17 protein-coding genes are annotated in these 17733 nt (G+C 46.5%); 9 read left to right on the top strand and 8 right to left on the bottom strand.

Going from position 1 to position 17733, the window contains the following annotated elements; genetic code table 11:
* Positions 1–22: 22 nt before the first annotated feature.
* The 3 genes from LY387_RS03080 to nagA form a co-directional block, all read right to left on the bottom strand.
* Entirely contained in the window at positions 23–1603 is a 1581-nt protein-coding gene (locus LY387_RS03080; protein WP_234495279.1) for a cation:proton antiporter family protein, read from the bottom strand.
* Positions 1604–1707: 104 nt separating this feature from the next.
* On the bottom strand, positions 1708–2922 hold the full coding sequence (gene nagC / locus LY387_RS03085; protein WP_234495280.1) for a DNA-binding transcriptional regulator NagC: 1215 nt from the start codon (positions 2920–2922) through the stop codon (positions 1708–1710).
* A 2-nt stretch (positions 2923–2924) separates the two neighbouring features.
* Complete coding sequence (gene nagA, locus LY387_RS03090) at positions 2925–4061, bottom strand: N-acetylglucosamine-6-phosphate deacetylase (protein ID WP_234495281.1); 1137 nt, start codon at positions 4059–4061, stop codon at positions 2925–2927.
* Between the two features lie 468 nt (positions 4062–4529).
* Here nagA and nagE point away from each other — a divergent pair, with 468 nt between their 5' ends.
* Complete coding sequence (gene nagE / locus LY387_RS03095) at positions 4530–6101, top strand: N-acetylglucosamine-specific PTS transporter subunit IIBC (protein ID WP_234495282.1); 1572 nt, start codon at positions 4530–4532, stop codon at positions 6099–6101.
* 204 nt (positions 6102–6305) lie between these two features.
* Positions 6306–7973: a glutamine--tRNA ligase gene (glnS, locus tag LY387_RS03100; protein ID WP_234495283.1), complete on the top strand. Its 1668-nt coding sequence runs from the start codon at positions 6306–6308 to the stop codon at positions 7971–7973.
* Positions 7974–8211: 238 nt separating this feature from the next.
* On the opposite strand, the gene fcrX is transcribed toward glnS, so the two are convergent.
* Complete coding sequence (fcrX, locus tag LY387_RS03105) at positions 8212–8658, bottom strand: ferric iron uptake transcriptional regulator FcrX (protein WP_042496644.1); 447 nt, start codon at positions 8656–8658, stop codon at positions 8212–8214.
* Between the two features lie 190 nt (positions 8659–8848).
* On the opposite strand from fcrX, the gene LY387_RS03110 reads away from it, so the two are divergent.
* On the top strand, positions 8849–9361 hold the full coding sequence (locus LY387_RS03110; protein WP_042473656.1) for a DUF4442 domain-containing protein: 513 nt from the start codon (positions 8849–8851) through the stop codon (positions 9359–9361).
* A gap of 61 nt (positions 9362–9422) precedes the next feature.
* Here the strand turns inward: LY387_RS03110 and fldA are convergent, their stop codons facing one another.
* The 3 genes from fldA to LY387_RS03125 all read right to left on the bottom strand — a co-directional run bounded on the left by fldA (position 9423) and on the right by LY387_RS03125 (position 11085).
* On the bottom strand, positions 9423–9956 hold the full coding sequence (gene fldA / locus LY387_RS03115; protein WP_042473660.1) for a flavodoxin FldA: 534 nt from the start codon (positions 9954–9956) through the stop codon (positions 9423–9425).
* A gap of 50 nt (positions 9957–10006) precedes the next feature.
* Positions 10007–10228 (bottom strand): DUF2788 domain-containing protein, encoded by a 222-nt coding sequence (locus LY387_RS03120; RefSeq protein WP_234495284.1) that lies wholly within the window; start codon positions 10226–10228, stop codon positions 10007–10009.
* Positions 10229–10326: 98 nt separating this feature from the next.
* Entirely contained in the window at positions 10327–11085 is a 759-nt protein-coding gene (locus LY387_RS03125; protein WP_234495285.1) for an alpha/beta fold hydrolase, read from the bottom strand.
* 92 nt (positions 11086–11177) lie between these two features.
* Between LY387_RS03125 and seqA the strand changes: the two genes are divergently transcribed.
* The 6 genes from seqA to rlmM all read left to right on the top strand — a co-directional run bounded on the left by seqA (position 11178) and on the right by rlmM (position 16909).
* Complete coding sequence (seqA, locus tag LY387_RS03130) at positions 11178–11708, top strand: replication initiation negative regulator SeqA (RefSeq protein WP_128648311.1); 531 nt, start codon at positions 11178–11180, stop codon at positions 11706–11708.
* 92 nt (positions 11709–11800) lie between these two features.
* A complete protein-coding gene (pgm, locus tag LY387_RS03135; RefSeq protein WP_234495286.1) occupies positions 11801–13447 on the top strand; it encodes a phosphoglucomutase (alpha-D-glucose-1,6-bisphosphate-dependent) in 1647 nt (548 codons plus the stop codon).
* Positions 13448–13872: 425 nt separating this feature from the next.
* Complete coding sequence (locus LY387_RS03140) at positions 13873–14781, top strand: transcriptional regulator GcvA (protein ID WP_234495287.1); 909 nt, start codon at positions 13873–13875, stop codon at positions 14779–14781.
* Positions 14774–15412 carry an alpha/beta family hydrolase gene (locus tag LY387_RS03145; RefSeq protein ID WP_234495288.1) on the top strand — a complete coding sequence of 213 codons (639 nt, stop codon included), beginning with the start codon at positions 14774–14776 and terminating at the stop codon, positions 15410–15412. Before LY387_RS03140 ends, LY387_RS03145 begins: the two co-directional genes overlap by 8 nt.
* A complete protein-coding gene (locus LY387_RS03150) occupies positions 15405–15821 on the top strand; it encodes a DUF423 domain-containing protein (protein ID WP_234495289.1) in 417 nt (138 codons plus the stop codon). Before LY387_RS03145 ends, LY387_RS03150 begins: the two co-directional genes overlap by 8 nt.
* Positions 15818–16909 (top strand): 23S rRNA (cytidine(2498)-2'-O)-methyltransferase RlmM, encoded by a 1092-nt coding sequence (gene rlmM / locus LY387_RS03155; protein WP_042473674.1) that lies wholly within the window; start codon positions 15818–15820, stop codon positions 16907–16909. The genes LY387_RS03150 and rlmM overlap by 4 nt, the downstream gene beginning before the upstream one ends.
* 26 nt (positions 16910–16935) lie before the next feature.
* Here rlmM and xni read toward each other — a convergent pair whose 3' ends face one another.
* Positions 16936–17718, bottom strand: coding sequence for a flap endonuclease Xni (xni, locus tag LY387_RS03160; RefSeq protein WP_234495290.1), 783 nt, complete (start codon positions 17716–17718; stop codon positions 16936–16938).
* Positions 17719–17733: the final 15 nt, after the last annotated feature.

The raw sequence follows: 17733 nt of genomic DNA on the forward strand, positions 1-17733 counted from the left end.
CTGTTGAATTGATAAATTTGGCTTACTTTAGATTCGGCTGCAGTTGGTCACATACATGGCGAGCAAAACCACTACCTGCCTCGCTGTAGATGTTAAATGCAGCATTGACACCCATTTCTTCAAGTTCCGCCAATTGATCTGGATAAGCAGCAATAGCTGCGACTTGTCCCTTGAACTGTTTTTTCTGAAGTAGCTCTAGCGCCGTTTGGTTACCTTGGTGGTGTGGCATTGCCAGAAGAACCAGCTTTACATGGGCGGTATCAAGGATGCGTTCCCAAAAATCAGGGTCAGTCGCATCACCAGCGATAACATTTCGACCTTTAGCTTGGTGATCGGCGGCGGCCTCTTCGCGAACTTCTACTCCCAAGCTTACCTTTCCATAGCGTTCATAAAGTTCATCGTATGCTCCGCTACCGATTCTTCCCATCCCTAGGATCAGTACCTGTGCTTCTCCTGGGTTGATAAACTGATCTCGTGTATTAATTTTCTCTGCTGCTTGCTCCTTGAGCCATTTTGCTGAGCGTAAATAGATACTGTGACCCACGCGGTTGAGCGGGGCAGAAATAATAAATGACAGCGATACCGATATCGCTAATGCCACCAAAATATCGCCTGAGATCCAGCCAAGCTTGTAGGCAAGGCCGCCAACAATCAATCCAAATTCACTAAAGTTGAATAGGGTGAGTGTGGTTAATAGGCAAGTGCGGACGCGGAATTTAAACGCGTTGATCACCACGAAGTAAAGAATACCTTTAAGCGGTAGCAATAGAAGCAGCAACACGCCAAGGATAAAGCCTTGCATCGTCGGCTCGTCTGCTAACCCTATATTCAGGAAGAAGCAGACAAGGAACAGCTCTTTGAGGTTAAAGAGTGACTTAGACAGCTCAGACGCCTTGCGATGAGAAGCGAGCAGCATACCAAGTATAAGTGCACCAAGATCTGGTTTCATGCCTACTAGCTCAAATAGACCGGCACCCATGACCAAAGCAAAGAAAATACCACTCAATACTAGCATTTCCCCGTGACCCGCTTTGTCGAGCAGCTTGAACATAATTGGACGCAATAGCGGTAAACCAAAGAGGGCGATGGCGTACCATTCAGGGAACTTACCTGTCGATGCGGTCAAGAAGATAACCGCAAAGATATCCTGCATAACCAGGATACCGATCGCCAGTGTGCCGTAGGTGGCATTCATTTCCCCTTTTTCTTGTAGTGTCTTCACCGCAAAAACAGTACTGGAGAAAGAGAGAGCAAAGCCAAGCAATATCAGTTGATCGATGCCTAGCGTTGCCAAACTGGTCACGCCAAGGAATTTTAGTCCCAGAAGTAGTAAGGCAAAGAGTAGGGTAGAAAGTAGATTGTGGACGGTCGCGCCGGCCCAGATTTCCTTGGACAGCAGTGTTTTAACGTCGAGCTTAAGACCGATGGTAAATAGCAGCAAGGTGACCCCAAGGTCTGCCAGGGTGGTGATGGTCGACGTTGATTCAAAGCCAAAGTTATGCAGCAAGAAGCCTGCGAGCAAAAAGCCGACTAAAGGGGGCAATTGGCATTTGAGAGCGAGAAAGCCTGCAATAAAGGCGACGGTGATTAGAATCAGTTCCATATTATTCTATTAGTTTTCCACAAAAAAAAAGACCACACATGCGTGTGGTCGTCTATTCTACTCGAAATTACCGCTTAGGTGCTGCGGAATTTCATTACACTTGTTCAATCTTCAAGTAGTTTTTGTAACAAAACGCCGTTGAGCATTGCTCTCTTGATCATCGCGAAAGCACCCATGGTTGGCTGCTTGTCTATCTCTGAGGCAACAATGGGTAGATCGCTATGGAAGGTGGTTAGCGATTGATTCTCGACATTGCGGCGGATTGCAGGGAAAAGGATGTCTTTCGCCATGGTAATATCGCCAGCGATGATGACTTTTTGTGGGTTGAATAGGTTAATAGTAATCGCAATCGCTTTACCTAATTGATTACCCACGCGAACTAAGCTCTGTTTCGCCAGTTCGTCACCATTGAGTGCGTGAGAGCAGACATCTTCTATAGTGATGTGCTCTTTGAGTGCCAGCGTTGACTCATAGCCTTGTTCGATGAGGGTGCGAACTCGCTTAACGATGGCTGGGTTAGCCGCTACGGTCTCTAGACAACCAAAGTTGCCACATTGACACTGCTCGCCAAGTGGATCGATTTGGATATGACCAATCTCACCAACGTTACGGTTGTGCCCTAAGAAAACCTGACCGTTGACAATAATGCCGGCACCAGTGCCTCGGTGAACGCTAACTAGAATTGAATCTTGGCAATCACGGCTGGCACCAAAATAGTGTTCAGCGAGTGCTAGGCCACGAACGTCATTGCCAACGAAACACTCTACCTTAAACTGCTGCTTCACAAGATCTGCAAGCTCGAGTTTGTCGATATCGGTGTTTGGCATGTATTCTACAACGCCCGTAGTTGGGTTGACCAAACCTGGCAGGGTAACGCCAATAGCAATAAGCTGATCGATCTTCGGGCTGTGTTGTTTAAGGAACTCACGGATTTCAGTGATTAAGCCTTCACTCAGCTCGTTTTGATTGGTGTAGTAAAGCTCTTTATGGGCAAAAGCGAGTTCTTTACCACCCAAGTCATAAAGTGAGAAAGAGATGTAATCACGGCCTAAGCGGACTGCAACGGAGTGGAAGGGTTCGACAGCAGTGGTCAACGATATCGCACGTCGGCCACCGGTTGAAGCTTGCTGAGCGACCTCTTTAATAAGGCCGCGTTCGAGCAATTGGCGGGTAATTTTGGTAACACTTGCAGGAGCCAGTTGGCTGACGTCTGCAACTTGAATGCGCGAGATAGGACCTTGCTGGTCTATCAAACGGTAAACCGCTGCGCTATTGAGTTGTTTTACTAAATCTACGTTACCTATTTGTCCGCCATTCATGCTTAATTTTGCTCGTATTGTCCGTTAACAACCGTGCCTTGAACATTGAAGTCTCTGTCGAACACAGTCAGGTTAGCAACCATGCCTTTTTTGATACGACCGAGTTTGCCTTCGATACCCATCGCTTTCGCAGGGTAGAGCGTAGCCATACGTAGAGCTTCGTCCAAAGCGATACCAGCGTGTTCTACTGTATTTTGAACCGCTTCTATCATGGTCAGTGCGCTGCCACCCAAGGTGCCATTTTCATCCACACACTTACCATCCTTGTAATATACTTTCTTACCGACAAAAATAAAGTATTCCATGTCAGCACCCGCCGGAGCTGTGGCGTCCGTCACTAATACGAGCTTTTCGCCCTTCACTTTATGCGCGATACGAATATTCGCATAGTCGACGTGAAAACCGTCAGCGATAATACCGGCGTAGACATCTGGAGTGTCATAAATCGCGCCAACGACGCCAGGTTCACGGCCTGTCATTGGAGTCATCGCATTAAACAAGTGTGTCGCAAAGGTGATGCCTGACTCAAAGCCCTGGCGAGCTTGTTCGTATGTCGCATTGGTGTGACCAATAGAAACCACGATACCTGCATTGTGAAGTTTTTCGATGTGCTCTGGCGCATTTTGCTCAGGGGCCAGTGTTACCTTGGCAACGAGATCGCGGTTTTCGCAGATAAGGTCAATCATTGCGTCGTCAGACTGACGAATGAAATCTGGGCTGTGGATGCCTTTTTTCGCAACGTTCAAATATGGACCTTCTAGATGCAGACCTAGAGAGTGGTTCTTATATTGGTCGTGGTACTCACGAGCTGCCGATAGCGCCTGACGCATATTCTCATCTGACGATGTAATCAGAGTTGGCAGAAAGCTGGTACAACCCGACTTTAGGTTAGCTCTATGCATGGTGTGAATTGTATCTGCGGTGATTTCGTCGTTAAACATCACACCGCCACAACCGTTAAGCTGCAGATCAATAAAACCTGGGCTTAGGTTAGCGCCATTCAAATCCACACGTTCAATTGACGAAGACAGTTCTGAATCATGAACGATAGAATGGATGTCTTCTCCATCAATAAGCACTGCATGATTGGTGAGAACATCAGAACCAGTGAAGACCTTACAGTTCGTTAATGCATACATAGTTAGCGAATCCTTGTGTTGTATTCTTTCTAGCTTGTTACATCGCTGAGATTAATCGTATTGATTTTACTTGATTTCTAGCACTTAGTAACAGGGCGAATTTTAAGTCAGCAAGTTATAAATAGTTAATATGGTCAAAGTAACTTAATGATTAATCGAGAGTTATTATCATTTTTTCTATATGAGCGGTTGTTGAAAACTTGATTTATATCGCAGTTTAACCGCCATTCTTTGCAACTCTCACTATGGAAATCCTACTTAGATTTGATCATTTTTTCGTATGATAAAATAAGTTTTATGATCTCGCTAGCAAAAAGCCTGAATTTTGGCAAAAACTGGTGATTAGGATCACAAATGATAAGGTTTTAATTTGCGGGGCGAATTTAATTCCATACACTGAAAAGGACTAAATTGAACGGCTAAAATAAGTCGTCCAAAAAAATTCAAATCCTATAGGGGGAACTTAAGGTGAATATTCTAGGATATGCGCAGAAGCTAGGTAAAGCATTGATGCTTCCTATCGCAACGCTTCCAATTGCGGCGCTTCTACTACGTTTGGGCCAACCTGATCTATTAGACGTTCCATTTATGGCGGCTGCAGGTAATGCAATCTTCAGTCAGCTACCACTGCTTTTCGGTCTAGGTATCGCGATTGGTCTATCTAAAGATGGTAACGGTGCAGCAGGTCTTGCTGGTGCAGTTGCTTACTTCTCACTAACAGCGGCAGCAACCACAATTGATGCAAGCGTTAACATGTCATTCTTCGGCGGTATCTTCGCAGGTATCATCGCTGGTCACTCATATAACGCATTCCACGCTACTCGCCTACCAGAATGGCTAGCATTCTTCTCAGGTAAGCGACTTGTACCTATCATGGCAGGTCTGTTTGCTCTCGTAGCTGGTGCTATCTCTGGTGTGGTTTGGCCTTCAATCCAAGGCGGTCTAGACGCCCTAGCACACGCAGTATCTACATCTGGCGCAGTAGGTCAGTTTGTTTACGGTACACTTAACCGTGCGCTTATCCCTGTTGGTCTGCACCACGTACTTAACTCTTATTTCTGGTTCGGTATGGGTACATGTCAAGAGATCATGGTAACTGGCGCGCAAGCAGCTGGCCAAGCTCTACCTGCACTACAACAGCTTTGTGTTGACCCAGCTCTTGCTAAGACTCTAGTTGCTGGTCAGTCTCACACATTTGAATTCGCTAACTCAGTAACGCCTGAAATCACTGCAACAGTTAAAGAAGTTACTGAAACAGTGAAGTCTGGTGACCTACACCGCTTCTTCGGCGGCGACAAAGGCGCTGGCGTATTCATGAACGGCTTCTTCCCAGTAATGATGTTTGGTCTACCTGGTGCAGCACTAGCTATGTACCTAGCAGCTCCTGCTGAAAAACGTGGTCAAGTTGGTGGCGCTCTATTCTCAGTAGCATTCTGTTCTTTCCTAACAGGTATCACTGAGCCACTAGAATTCATGTTCGTATTCCTAGCACCTGCACTATACGCAATGCACGCCGTGTTCACAGGTCTGTCTCTAGTCGTAGCTAACATGTTTGGTACGCTACACGGCTTCGGCTTCTCTGCTGGTCTAATCGACTTCGTACTGAACTGGGGTCTAGCAACGAAACCATTCATGCTACTAATCATCGGTCTAGGTTTTGGTGCTCTATACTTCTTCACTTTCAGCTTCGCAATCCGCGCATTCAACCTGAAGTCGCCTGGTCGTGAAGATGATGACGAAGCAGTAGAAGTTGCAGCTGGCGAAGGCAAAAACGGTGACCTAGCTCGCCAATACCTAAAAGCGCTAGGTGGTCATGACAACCTAACGTCAATCGATGCTTGTATCACTCGTCTACGCCTAACACTTAAAGACCGCTCTGTTGCTGACGAAGCAGTACTTAAGAAACTTGGCGCGAAGGGTGTGGTTAAACTAGGTGAAAACAACCTACAAGTTATCCTTGGCCCTCTAGCTGAAATCATCGCTGGTGAAATGAAGTCTATCGGCGCTGGTGAAGACCTATCAGAAGTGAAACTGCCATAATCACTCTGACTTATTGATTTCCATACCAAAGCCTCTCCCCCGAGAGGCTTTTTTTGTGCCTGTAGAACCGCCTGTGTTACCTGTTCATAATTCAGTACTAAAATAATCTAATGAAAATGCGAGATCTTGTTGAGGTTTCTCAAAGAATTGTGGATCATTAGCGTTTATATATCTGACAATACTTAAAACATAGAGGTGTTATAGATGAGTGAAGCTGAGGCTCGTCCATCGAACTTTATTCGCCAAATCATTGATAAAGATTTAGCGGATGGCAAGCATACTAGCGTGCATACTCGTTTCCCGCCGGAGCCAAATGGTTACCTGCACATCGGTCACGCGAAATCTATTTGTTTGAACTTCGGTATTGCTCAGGACTACCAGGGTCAGTGCAACTTGCGCTTTGACGACACCAACCCTGAAAAAGAAGACGTTGAATACGTTGAGTCAATTAAGAATGATGTAAGCTGGTTAGGCTTCGATTGGTCAGGTGAAGTGTGCTACTCATCTAACTACTTCGACAAGCTTTACGAGTATGCGGTTGAATTAATTAACAAAGGCTTAGCGTACGTTGAAGAGCTAAGTCCAGAGCAGATCCGCGAGTACCGTGGTACGCTAACCGCACCAGGTAAGCCAAGTCCTTACCGCGACCGTCCAGTTGAAGAAAACCTAGCGCTATTTGAGAAAATGCGTGACGGCGGCTTCGAGGAAGGTACGGCATGTCTTCGTGCAAAAATCGACATGGGCTCTTCGTTCATGGTAATGCGCGACCCTGTTCTATACCGTGTTCGTTTTGCTGAGCACCATCAAACAGGTGACAAGTGGTGCATCTACCCAATGTATGACTTCACGCACTGTATTTCAGATGCGCTAGAAGGCATTACGCACTCACTATGTACGCTTGAGTTCCAAGACAACCGTCGTCTATACGACTGGGTTCTAGATAACATCACTATCGATTGTCAGCCTCGCCAGTACGAGTTCAGCCGACTAAACCTTGAATATACGGTAATGTCGAAGCGTAAACTAAACCAACTTGTGACAGAGAAACTGGTTAACGGTTGGGACGACCCTCGCATGCCGACTATCTCTGGTCTGCGTCGTCGTGGCTTCACGCCAGCGTCAATTCGCGAGTTCTGTAAGCGTATTGGTGTGACTAAGCAAGAGAACATGATCGAGTTTGGTTCACTAGAATCTTGTATTCGTGATGACCTAAACGAGAACGCACCTCGTGCGATGGCAGTACTTGACCCAGTTAAGATTGTTATCGAGAACTACGAGGGTGAAGGTGAGACGTTAACCCTTGCGAACCATCCAAACAAAGAAGAAATGGGCACTCGTGAAGTACCATTTACTCGCGAAGTTTGGATTGAGCGTGAAGACTTCCGCGAAGAAGCGAACAAGAAGTACAAGCGTTTGGTGCTAGGCAAAGAAGTACGTCTACGCGGCGCGTATGTGATTAAAGCGGAGCGCATCGAGAAAGACGATGCAGGCAATATCACCACTATCTTCTGTAGCTACGATCCAGAAACGCTAGGTAAAAATCCAGCGGATGGTCGTAAAGTGAAAGGCGTTATCCACTGGGTATCAGCTGACAAAGGTCTTCCAGCAGAGATTCGTCAATACGATCGCCTATTTACCGTCGCTAACCCAGCAGCGGCAGATAACTTTGCTGAAACCATCAACCCAGACTCACTGGTAGTGATCAACGGTTTTGTTGAGCCAAGTCTAGCGGTAGCGAAAGCTGAGCAAGGTTACCAGTTTGAGCGTATGGGTTACTTCTGTGCGGACTCTAAAGATTCTACTGCTGAGTCTTTGGTGTTTAACCGTACGGTTGGTCTTCGTGATACTTGGGCGAAGATTGAAGGGAAGTAGGTTTAAGAGCTGTTAAGAGCTGACCCCTCCTAGTCTCCCGGCTGCGCGCCCCGCTTAAAAGGGGAGGAACTACTGGCTCGCTGCGCATCGCCTTATTTTGTACGATGCGACGATAGGAGCGAGTAGTGGTTCTCCCCCTTAATAAGGGGGAGCTAGAGGGGGTAAAAACAGCGCTCACCAAACCCAACCCACAAAAAAACCAGCCATCAGGCTGGTTTTTTCATATCCAAACAAAGACTTACTTAGGCTTATGCGCCTTAGGGTCAGTCTTACACGCGCCGCCAATACACTTACCGTATAGGTACAAGCTGTGGTTAGTCAGCTCGATATTGTATTTCGCCGCGATTTCTTTCTGACGAGTTTCGATTAGGTCATCAGAGAACTCAATGACTTCACCACAGTCTAGGCACACTAGGTGGTCGTGATGGTGCTGAGTTGATAGTTCAAATACTGACTTGCCGCCTTCGAAATGGTGACGAGTGACAATGCCGGCATCATCAAATTGGTTCAATACTCGATAAACTGTTGCTAGACCGATCTCTTCGCCAAGGTCGATAAGCTTCTTATACAAGTCTTCTGCGCTAATGTGTTGGTACTCTGGCTTCTGCAGTACTTCTAAAATTTTAAGTCTTGGCAACGTGACCTTCAGTCCCGCGTCCTTAAGTGCCTTGTTATTGTCTGACATAAACTTTCCTGTGATGATCTGCAGCAATAAACAGATTTCATGTATCCATTCATTATAGGGTACTACAGCGTAACAATAAACCACGAACTTCAAAGGGTTACTAACTATTAACATAGAAGCAGAACTATGTCACTTTACAAACACATCTGACCAGTTACAATTTGTTTACATCTAGTGAAGAGTTGTAGTTATGGATAGACGATTAGCGAAAATTTATAAACCTAAATACGTTAAGTTTGCTTTGAATATTTGGCCACCTTTTTGGGGGGCGGGCATACGCATTGAAGAGATCAGTGAGGACTTTCGTTCTGTGAAGGTTCGTTTGAAGCTGCGCTGGTGGAACAAGAATGCCAACCGCTCTCAGTTTGGAGGCAGCATCTTTGCAATGACGGATCCTATCTACTCTTTGATGCTGATGGGGATATTGCGCGAACAGTATTATGTATGGGATAAAGAAGCAAGTATCGATTTTATTAAGCCGGGATTTTCCGATCTTCGAGCCGAATTTGTGGTGAGTCAGGACATGTTGGATGACATATTGCAGAGCACTGCCACTGGAGAAAAGTGCTTTCCTGAATTTGTTACTCATATCCAGAACAACAAGGGCGAGGTTGTATCGACTATTCAGCGTAAGCTGTATATTCGTAAAAAGGCTGAGTATCGAGAAATGCAAGCCAGTGATACCGAATCAGTGGGAGCATAGAGTTTTGCTGCTTTAGATACAAAAAAACCTCCAATAGGAGGTTTTTTACGTTTATGAAGAATTAGTCTTCTAGCTCAGCTAGGCACATTTCTTCATAAAGCTGCTTAGTCCAGCTCGATACGCGCTCATCCGTCAGCTCTGGTTGACGATCTTCGTCAATACATAGACCAACAAATTGAGATTCGTCACCTTCAACGAGTGCTTTTGACGCTTCAAATTCGTAGCCATCTGTTGAAGTGTAACCGATGATAGTGCCACCTTTGCCTTCAACGATGTCACGTACTGTACCCATAGCGTCACAGAAGTATTCTGCGTAATCTTCTTGGTCACCACAGCCGAAGATAGCCACTAGCTTAGTAGAGAAGTCGATGCCCTCTAGCTCAGGGAAGAAGTCATCCCAATCTGCTTGAGCTTCGCCGTAATACCAAGTTGGGATACCAAGTAGAAGCAGATCGAAGTTATCGATGTCTTCTTTACTACTTTTAGCGATGTCTTGAACGTGGATGAGCTGTTTACCCAATTGTTTTTGGATCATCTTTGCAATAGCTTCTGTGTTGCCAGTATCGCTACCAAAGAATAGACCTACACTTGCCATAGATTCAGTACCTTTTTATCTGTCTTCGTTGGATTCAGGAACAGTGGCGATTAGCCCAGTCCTGTGCCTTCCCAGCTAAGCTGAATAATGCCTTTTGCGACAAAACCTGCACAGCCTAAGAACAGCACAAGCCACACAATACGTCGACCAAACTCGGGGACATTGCCTTGTTTTAGTACATCTTTGATTGCCATACCGATCAGAAAAAAGATGGATGCAAACAATAGATCCAAACCAATGGACTCGAGTTTATCTATATGCTCGTAAAGCATGGTATTCCTTTGTGCCAATATGCTTGCGCGGAACTATACCATTGTTACTCGGTAAAGTTAATCCATGGAAATCAACCTGCTTACGATGTAGGTCAAAATTAGATGAATTTGCGTATCGCTCGCAATACCTCGTTTGGCTTTTCTGCGTGCAGCCAGTGACCCGTGTTCGCGACAATGTGGACCTTTACCTGACCAAACTGCTGTTGAATCTGTTGCTGATGATCCGCTTGGAGGTAGTCAGAGTCGGCACCTTTTAGAAACAGGACAGGCGTCTCGGTCTTGCGGATTGGTTGCCAGTCGAGTATCTGCATGTAGTTTTGCTCTAGGCCTTTGAGGTTAAAACGCCATCCCATATGCTCACCGGTGTTATAGAGCGACTTACCGAGAAACTGCCTAACTCCTTCCATTTCGATGTGCTCGCTCATTACTGCCATGGCTTCGCCGCGTGTCTTTGGTGTTTGCTGACAAACGGCATTGAGCCCCGCGAGCACGTTGTCATGTCGTCGGGTGTCGTATTTGACCGGAGACATGTCCATCACCACGAGTTTTTGGATAGGGTAGTCGTAATCACAAAGCTTCATCGCGACCTTTCCGCCCATGGAGTGACCAATAATAATCGGGTGTTTTACATTAAGTTCTTCAAGTAACTCAATGATATCGTTCGCCATTAATGAATAGCTATGTTCTTCGCTGTGAAACGAACGCCCATGATTGCGAAGATCGATGCTGATGACATCATGATCTTGCTTAAGTTCTCGAGCAAGCACGCCAAGGTTATTGAGGTCACCAAATAGTCCGTGGATGAGAACGACTGGCGCGCCGTGACCTTCTCTTTTGTAGTTTAATAAAGCTGACATTTTCTGTTATTCGTGATGTGTTTAACGTGGAGGTTCATCGCGGAACTCGTTATAATCATCCAGAGTTTAAACATAGAGATTGTGAAAAGCGAATGAAAACAATTGAGGTTGATGAGGATCTATACCGTTACATTGCAAGCCAGACCCACCACATTGGCGAAAGTGCTTCAGATATCTTACGACGTTTATTAAAGGTAGATGCAGCCGAGACGGAAAAGAGACCCGCTGCCGCTAAGACGATTGTCGTGAGTAAAGAGGCACCAAAAGTAGAAGCTGTTGATTCAGTAAAAGAGATGCGCTCTTTACTGATTTCAGACGAGTTTGCGGGCCTTAAGAAAGCGATTGACCGCTTTATGTTGGTCTTGTCTACTTTGCATCGCTTGAATCCAGAAGGTTTTTCAGAGGCGACGCAAGTGAAAGGTCGCAAGCGTGTCTACTTCGCTAACAATGAAGCGACCCTGCTAGAGAGTGGCAATACAACGAAACCAAAAGCCATTCCAAATACGCCGTTTTGGGTGATTACCAACACCAACACCAGTCGTAAGAGACAAATGGTCGAGCAGGTGATGACCATGATGGAATTCCCTGCAGAGCTCATCGAGAAAGTCACGGCTTCTATCTAAGATTTCGATTTAAACCTCATAATGTTCAAACTTAAACGAGTATTATGAGGTTTTTTGTATTTTTTAAGCTTGAATTTGAAAGGACGTCAGTTATGGCTATACACCCACGCGCGGGCCAAAAGGCTTTGCAAGAAGATTTGCATAATATCCCAGCGCTTGTTTCTAATTACTTCTTAGTTCAACCAGAAGCTGGTAACACAGCTCAAAGCGTACAGTTTGGTACGTCTGGTCACCGCGGTAGTGCCGACAAGGCAACCTTCAACGAAAACCACATCCTTGCCATTGCACAAGCTGTGGCTGAAGTACGCGCAGAGAAAGGCACAACGGGCCCACTGTTTGTCGGTAAAGATACTCACGCACTGTCAGAACCAGCGTTCGCGACTGTGGTTGAGGTATTGGTTGCCAACGGTGTACACGTGATTGCTCAGGAAGATAACGGCTATACGCCAACCCCTGGTATCTCACACGCGATTTTGACTTACAACCTGTCCAGCGATAAGAAAGCGGACGGTATTGTCATTACGCCTTCACACAACCCACCTCAAGATGGCGGTATCAAGTACAACCCAACGCATGGTGGTCCAGCAGAAGCTGAGCTAACTCAGGCGATTGAAGACCGTGCTAACGAAATCATCAGCAACGAAATGAAAGACGTTAAGCGCCTACCTATCGCCGTTGCGAAAGCGAATGATTTGTTTGAAGAGCGTGATTTGGTGAAGCCGTATATTGATGACCTAGTCAATGTCATTGATATGGAAGCGATCCAAAAAGCGGGTCTCAAGATTGGTGTTGATCCGTTGGGTGGCTCAGGCATTGATTACTGGCATCAAATTGGCAAAGCGTACAATCTAGATCTTACTTTGGTAAGCGAAGCGGTCGATCCATCATTCCAGTTCATGTCATTGGATAAAGATGGCGTTGTTCGTATGGACTGCTCGTCTCCATATGCAATGGCTGGTCTGCTAGCGCTTAAAGATGACTATGACTTGGCATTTGGTAATGACCCAGACTACGACCGTCACGGCATCGTAACGCCAAAAGGTCTGATGAACCCAAACCATTACCTAGCAGTGTGTATCGACTACCTATACCGTCATCGCAGTGAATGGCGCGCTGACGTTGCTGTAGGTAAAACGTTGGTATCGAGTGCGCTGATTGACCGTGTTGTCGCTGATCTTGGCCGTACGCTGTGTGAAGTACCCGTTGGCTTTAAGTGGTTTGTTGACGGTTTGTACAACGGTGAGTTTGGCTTTGGTGGCGAAGAAAGCGCAGGTGCATCTTTCCTTCGTAAAGATGGTACACCGTGGTCAACAGACAAAGACGGCATCATCCTTTGTCTTCTAGCGGCAGAAATCACTGCGGTAACGGGTAAGAACCCTCAGCAGTACTATGAAGAGCTTGCGGCTAAGCACGGTGAGTCTAAGTACAACCGTATTCAAGCGGTAGCGAATACAGAGCAGAAGAACGTGCTTAAGAAGCTATCACCTGAGATGGTGTCTGCAGAAACTCTAGCTGGTGACGCGATTACGGCTCGCCTAACGCATGCTCCAGGTAATGGCGCGGCAATCGGTGGCCTAAAAGTCACAACCGCTAATGGTTGGTTTGCAGCGCGCCCATCTGGTACTGAAGATATCTATAAAATCTACTGCGAAAGCTTCAAAGGTGATGAGCACCTAAAACAGATTGAAGCCGAAGCACAAGAGATTGTGAATCAAGTATTTGCAGACGCTGGCTTGTAATCCTAATCTGACAAAAACGATTAGCTCAGCTATTAATAAAACTATAGAAAGCGGTCACCATGGGTGGCCGTTTTTTTATGGGCTGATTTAGCGGATATAACTATCCAGAATTAGTGAATAAAATTCAGATAAAAAAACACCGCCATATAGGCGGTGTAAGAAAATTTGACAGACAGGTCAAAAATACAGGAAGTACACACATCAACTAGGGGATAACTAGCCAAGGTGTGGTGGTAGAATTCTACCTAACTCGAAAATCGAGATTGCAAACACAACATCGCAAGCGCAGAGTCAATCGGTTCTAGAGAGAACCGAGCCGTTCAGACTCGCGTTTGCGGGATGAAATATAGAATTTCTCTGGCTGTTCGGCAATGGACAAATTATAATGTTTCAGATTAAAAAAACTAATGCATTAGAGAGTCGTTATGTCGAGACGTTTGCCTCCCCTCAATTCGCTCAAAGTTTTCGAGGCGGCCGCGCGCCATTTGAGCTTTACCAGAGCTGCGGAAGAGCTGTTTGTCACTCAAGCGGCGGTCAGTCATCAGATAAAAGCACTCGAGGAATTTTTGGGCCTCAAGCTATTTCGTCGCCGAAATCGTTCGTTGCTACTGACAGAGGAAGGCCAAAGTTACTTTCTTGATATCAAAGATATTTTCACGTCACTTGCCGAAGCCACTGACAAGGTACTCGAACGCAGTGAAAAAGGCGCACTAACCATTAGCTTGCCCCCAAGTTTTGCGATTCAATGGCTGGTTCCTCGCCTTGCCGATTTTAACGAGCAAGAACCCGATATCGACGTGCGAATCAAAGCGGTGGATATGGATGAAGGCTCACTTACTGATGACGTAGACGTTGCGATTTACTATGGTCGCGGCAACTGGCCTGGACTTCGTGCTGATAAGCTTTATCAAGAGTTTTTGGTTCCTTTGTGCTCTCCAGCCCTCCTGCTTGGCTCTAAACCGCTCAACACCTTAGACGATTTATCGAAGCACACGCTGCTTCACGATACCTCACGTAAAGACTGGAAGCAGTTCGCCAAACAAAATGAACTTGACGGTGTTAACGTCAATCATGGTCCTATCTTTAGTCACTCAACCATGGTGCTTCAGGCTGCGGCTCATGGGCAGGGCATCGCGCTCGGTAACAATGTGCTTGCTCAGCCTGAGCTCGATGCTGGGCGTCTCATTGCACCGTTTGATGAGGTCTTAGTGAGTAAGAACGCGTTTTATGTCGTTTGCCACGACAAACAAGCTGATATGGGGCGTATCGCCACGTTTAGAGATTGGATGCTCGCGAAGGCGCAAAGTGAGCAAGAGGTGCTATTAGATGACTAACCTTGTATTTGATGGGCCACAGCAAGGTCCGCTGTTTCTGTTCGCTCATGGCGCTGGTGCGGGGATGGATCATGATTTCATGCAAGACATGGCGCAACGCTTAGCTGCAAAAGGCATTCGTGTTGTCAGATTTAATTTCCCTTATATGGTAAAACGCGTTGAAGATGGTAAGAAGCGCCCACCTGACCGCGCTCCAAAATTGCTCGAGGCTATGACTGAGGTAATCGAAAAGGTTGCCAGCGGACAGCCTATCGTGATTGGTGGCAAATCGATGGGTGGTCGAATGGCGTCGTTGCTTTCTGAGCATGAACTCGTCAAGTCGATTGCCTGTTTGGGTTTTCCTTTTCATCCGCCGGGCAAGCCTGAAAACTTCAAAGGCGACCATTTAGCGACGATGGAAAAGCCGTGCCTTATCTTACAAGGTGAGCGCGATACCTTTGGTAAGCAAGAAGAGTTCGCCGACTTTGCTCTTTCAGATAAGGTCGAAGTGAGCTTTGTACCCGATGGTGACCATAGCTTTAAACCGAGAAAATCTTCAGGCTTTACCGAAGCGCAAAATCGCCAGATGGCTGCGGATCGTTTAGCGCTATTTATAAAGGGTATTAATGATATGGAGGAGGCGAGTGCGTAGTCGAACTCTTGTTGTTATTGCCGCGCTTTCAGGGCTTATCAGTGTTGGGCTTGGCGCATTTGCGGCGCATGGCCTTAAAAACCTGTTGTCGCCTTATTTGCTTGGTGTGTTCGAAACAGGTGTGACGTACCAGTTTATTCATACCTTAGCTTTGCTGCTGTGCGCGCTATTTGCGTTGAATACCCCTATATTGAATGCGCAAAAGGCGTTTCATCGCGCCGCGATTTGCTTTATCATCGGCATCCTTTTCTTTAGCGGTAGTCTATACGCCCTTGCGCTAACAGGAGTGAAGTGGTTTGGTCCTATTACTCCACTGGGCGGGGTGATGTTTATGGTAGGTTGGGGATTCCTCGCTTATGCTGGATATCAGATGACTGACGAAACAAACAAAGATGGAGTCAATCAGTGAAACAGGTAATGCTTTATTGCCGCTCTGGATTCGAGAAAGAGTGTGCAGGCGAAATTCAAGACAAAGCGACAGCCCTTGAGGTATTCGGCTTCCCGCGAGTCAAAAACAACTCAGGCTACGTGATTTTCGAGTGTTACCAAGACGGTGATGCGGACAGACTTATCCGCGATATTGATTTCCAATCGCTTATCTTCGCTCGTCAAATGTTCGCGATTGCGAGTGAGCTTGAAGCTCTGCCATCGGATGATCGCATTTCTCCGCTATTGGCTGCACTCGATGAGGTGGAAGATTTCCCTCGCTGTGGCGATATCCGCATTGAAACGCCAGACACCAACGAAGCGAAAGAGCTACTCAAGTTCTGCCGCAAGTTTACTGTGCCAGTGCGTCAAGCGATGCGTGGCAAGGGTTACCTGTTCAATAAAGAGCACGCCAAAAAGCCGGTTCTGCATATCTGCTTTATCGCACCGGGTCATTGTTACGTGGGTTACTCGTATCCAAACAACAACTCCGCGTTCTTTATGGGTATTCCACGCCTTAAGTTCCCAGCAGATGCGCCAAGCCGCTCGACGTTGAAATTGGAAGAAGCGTTTCACGTGTTTATTCCTAAAGAAGAGTGGGATGAGCGCTTAGCATCCGGCATGTGGGGGGTTGACCTCGGTGCGTGTCCTGGTGGTTGGACATATCAGCTGGTTCGCCGCTCTATGTTCGTACATGCGATTGATAATGGCATGATGGCAGATAGCCTAATGGAAACGGGTCAGGTTAAGCACCACCAAGAAGATGGCTTTAAATTTGAGCCACCACGTAAAAACGTTACTTGGTTGGTGTGCGACATGATTGAGAAACCATCTCGCGTTGCGCAGCTAATGGGTGAGTGGTTGATTCGTGGCTGGGCGAAAGAGACTATCTTCAACCTTAAACTGCCAATGAAAGGCCGTTATGACGAGGTTCTGCAAGATATTGAGAACCTAAAGATCTTCTTGATTGAGAACAAGGTGAAGTTCAAGCTACAAGCGAAGCACTTATACCATGACCGTGAAGAGATCACGGTGCACATTCAAGTGCTATCCAATATCTCGCCGCATTAATCTCGCCTAAAGCGTCTCTTAAAGGTCTAGGTGTTGCTGCCTAGACCTTCAAAACGAATATCCTGCAGGTTAAAACCAAGCTCAATATCTGTTTTGAGCGCCGATACTTGCTTTGATTTTCTCGCCATCTCAATGTGTTCATCGAGCTTCTTGCGATACTTAGCTGCAAGCTCTTCAGAAGCATACGCAGACTCAATGTCGCTATACTCGGTCAAAATCTCTTTTGCTGCTTTTGGACCAATACCTGCTACTCCCGGCACTTGAGAGGAGCTCACGCCCGTTAACCCCCAATAATCGGCCAGCTGCTCAGGCTTAACTCCAAATTCTTGTTCGATAAACGGAGCGTCCAACCAGCGATGCTGAAAGTAGTCGCGAATTTGTAGCGTCGGGGAGAGCAGTTGGCAATAGCCTTTGTCAGTCGAGATAATGGTAACCTTTTCTCCGTGACTCGCGACTTTCACCGCAAGGGTTGCTACTAAATCGTCCGCTTCATCCCCTTCTGATAGCAGAGAGTCAATGCCGAGTTGCCACCATGCATCTTGGATTTTATCGAGTCCATTGTAGAGCGGCTCTGGCATCGGTTTTCGGTTTTGCTTATATTCAGGAAGGATGTCACCGCGCCAACCTCGGTCTTGCTCGTGATGATCGAATACCGCAATGATATGAGTTGGCTGCGCTTCGTCGACGATACGACGTAAGGTGCGAGATGTGGTTTGAATGGTTCTTTCTATGTCATTTGGATCAGGTTGTACCGCATGTACACGGCGGATCAGGTTTAAAGCGTCGATGATAACAAGATGAATTGACATAAAAATAAAGCCACG

Source organism: Vibrio maritimus (assembly GCF_021441885.1).
Lineage (GTDB): Bacteria > Pseudomonadota > Gammaproteobacteria > Enterobacterales > Vibrionaceae > Vibrio > Vibrio maritimus_B.

Coding starts and splice junctions, on each gene's coding strand:
- LY387_RS03080 (WP_234495279.1), bottom strand. CDS start 1,603: ATGGAACTGATTCTAATCACCGTCGCCTTTATTGCAGGCTTTCTCGCT.
- nagC (WP_234495280.1), bottom strand. CDS start 2,922: ATGAATGGCGGACAAATAGGTAACGTAGATTTAGTAAAACAACTCAAT.
- nagA (WP_234495281.1), bottom strand. CDS start 4,061: ATGTATGCATTAACGAACTGTAAGGTCTTCACTGGTTCTGATGTTCTC.
- glnS (WP_234495283.1), top strand. CDS start 6,306: ATGAGTGAAGCTGAGGCTCGTCCATCGAACTTTATTCGCCAAATCATT.
- fcrX (WP_042496644.1), bottom strand. CDS start 8,658: ATGTCAGACAATAACAAGGCACTTAAGGACGCGGGACTGAAGGTCACG.
- LY387_RS03110 (WP_042473656.1), top strand. CDS start 8,849: ATGGATAGACGATTAGCGAAAATTTATAAACCTAAATACGTTAAGTTT.
- fldA (WP_042473660.1), bottom strand. CDS start 9,956: ATGGCAAGTGTAGGTCTATTCTTTGGTAGCGATACTGGCAACACAGAA.
- LY387_RS03120 (WP_234495284.1), bottom strand. CDS start 10,228: ATGCTTTACGAGCATATAGATAAACTCGAGTCCATTGGTTTGGATCTA.
- LY387_RS03125 (WP_234495285.1), bottom strand. CDS start 11,085: ATGTCAGCTTTATTAAACTACAAAAGAGAAGGTCACGGCGCGCCAGTC.
- seqA (WP_128648311.1), top strand. CDS start 11,178: ATGAAAACAATTGAGGTTGATGAGGATCTATACCGTTACATTGCAAGC.
- pgm (WP_234495286.1), top strand. CDS start 11,801: ATGGCTATACACCCACGCGCGGGCCAAAAGGCTTTGCAAGAAGATTTG.
- LY387_RS03140 (WP_234495287.1), top strand. CDS start 13,873: ATGTCGAGACGTTTGCCTCCCCTCAATTCGCTCAAAGTTTTCGAGGCG.
- LY387_RS03145 (WP_234495288.1), top strand. CDS start 14,774: ATGACTAACCTTGTATTTGATGGGCCACAGCAAGGTCCGCTGTTTCTG.
- xni (WP_234495290.1), bottom strand. CDS start 17,718: ATGTCAATTCATCTTGTTATCATCGACGCTTTAAACCTGATCCGCCGT.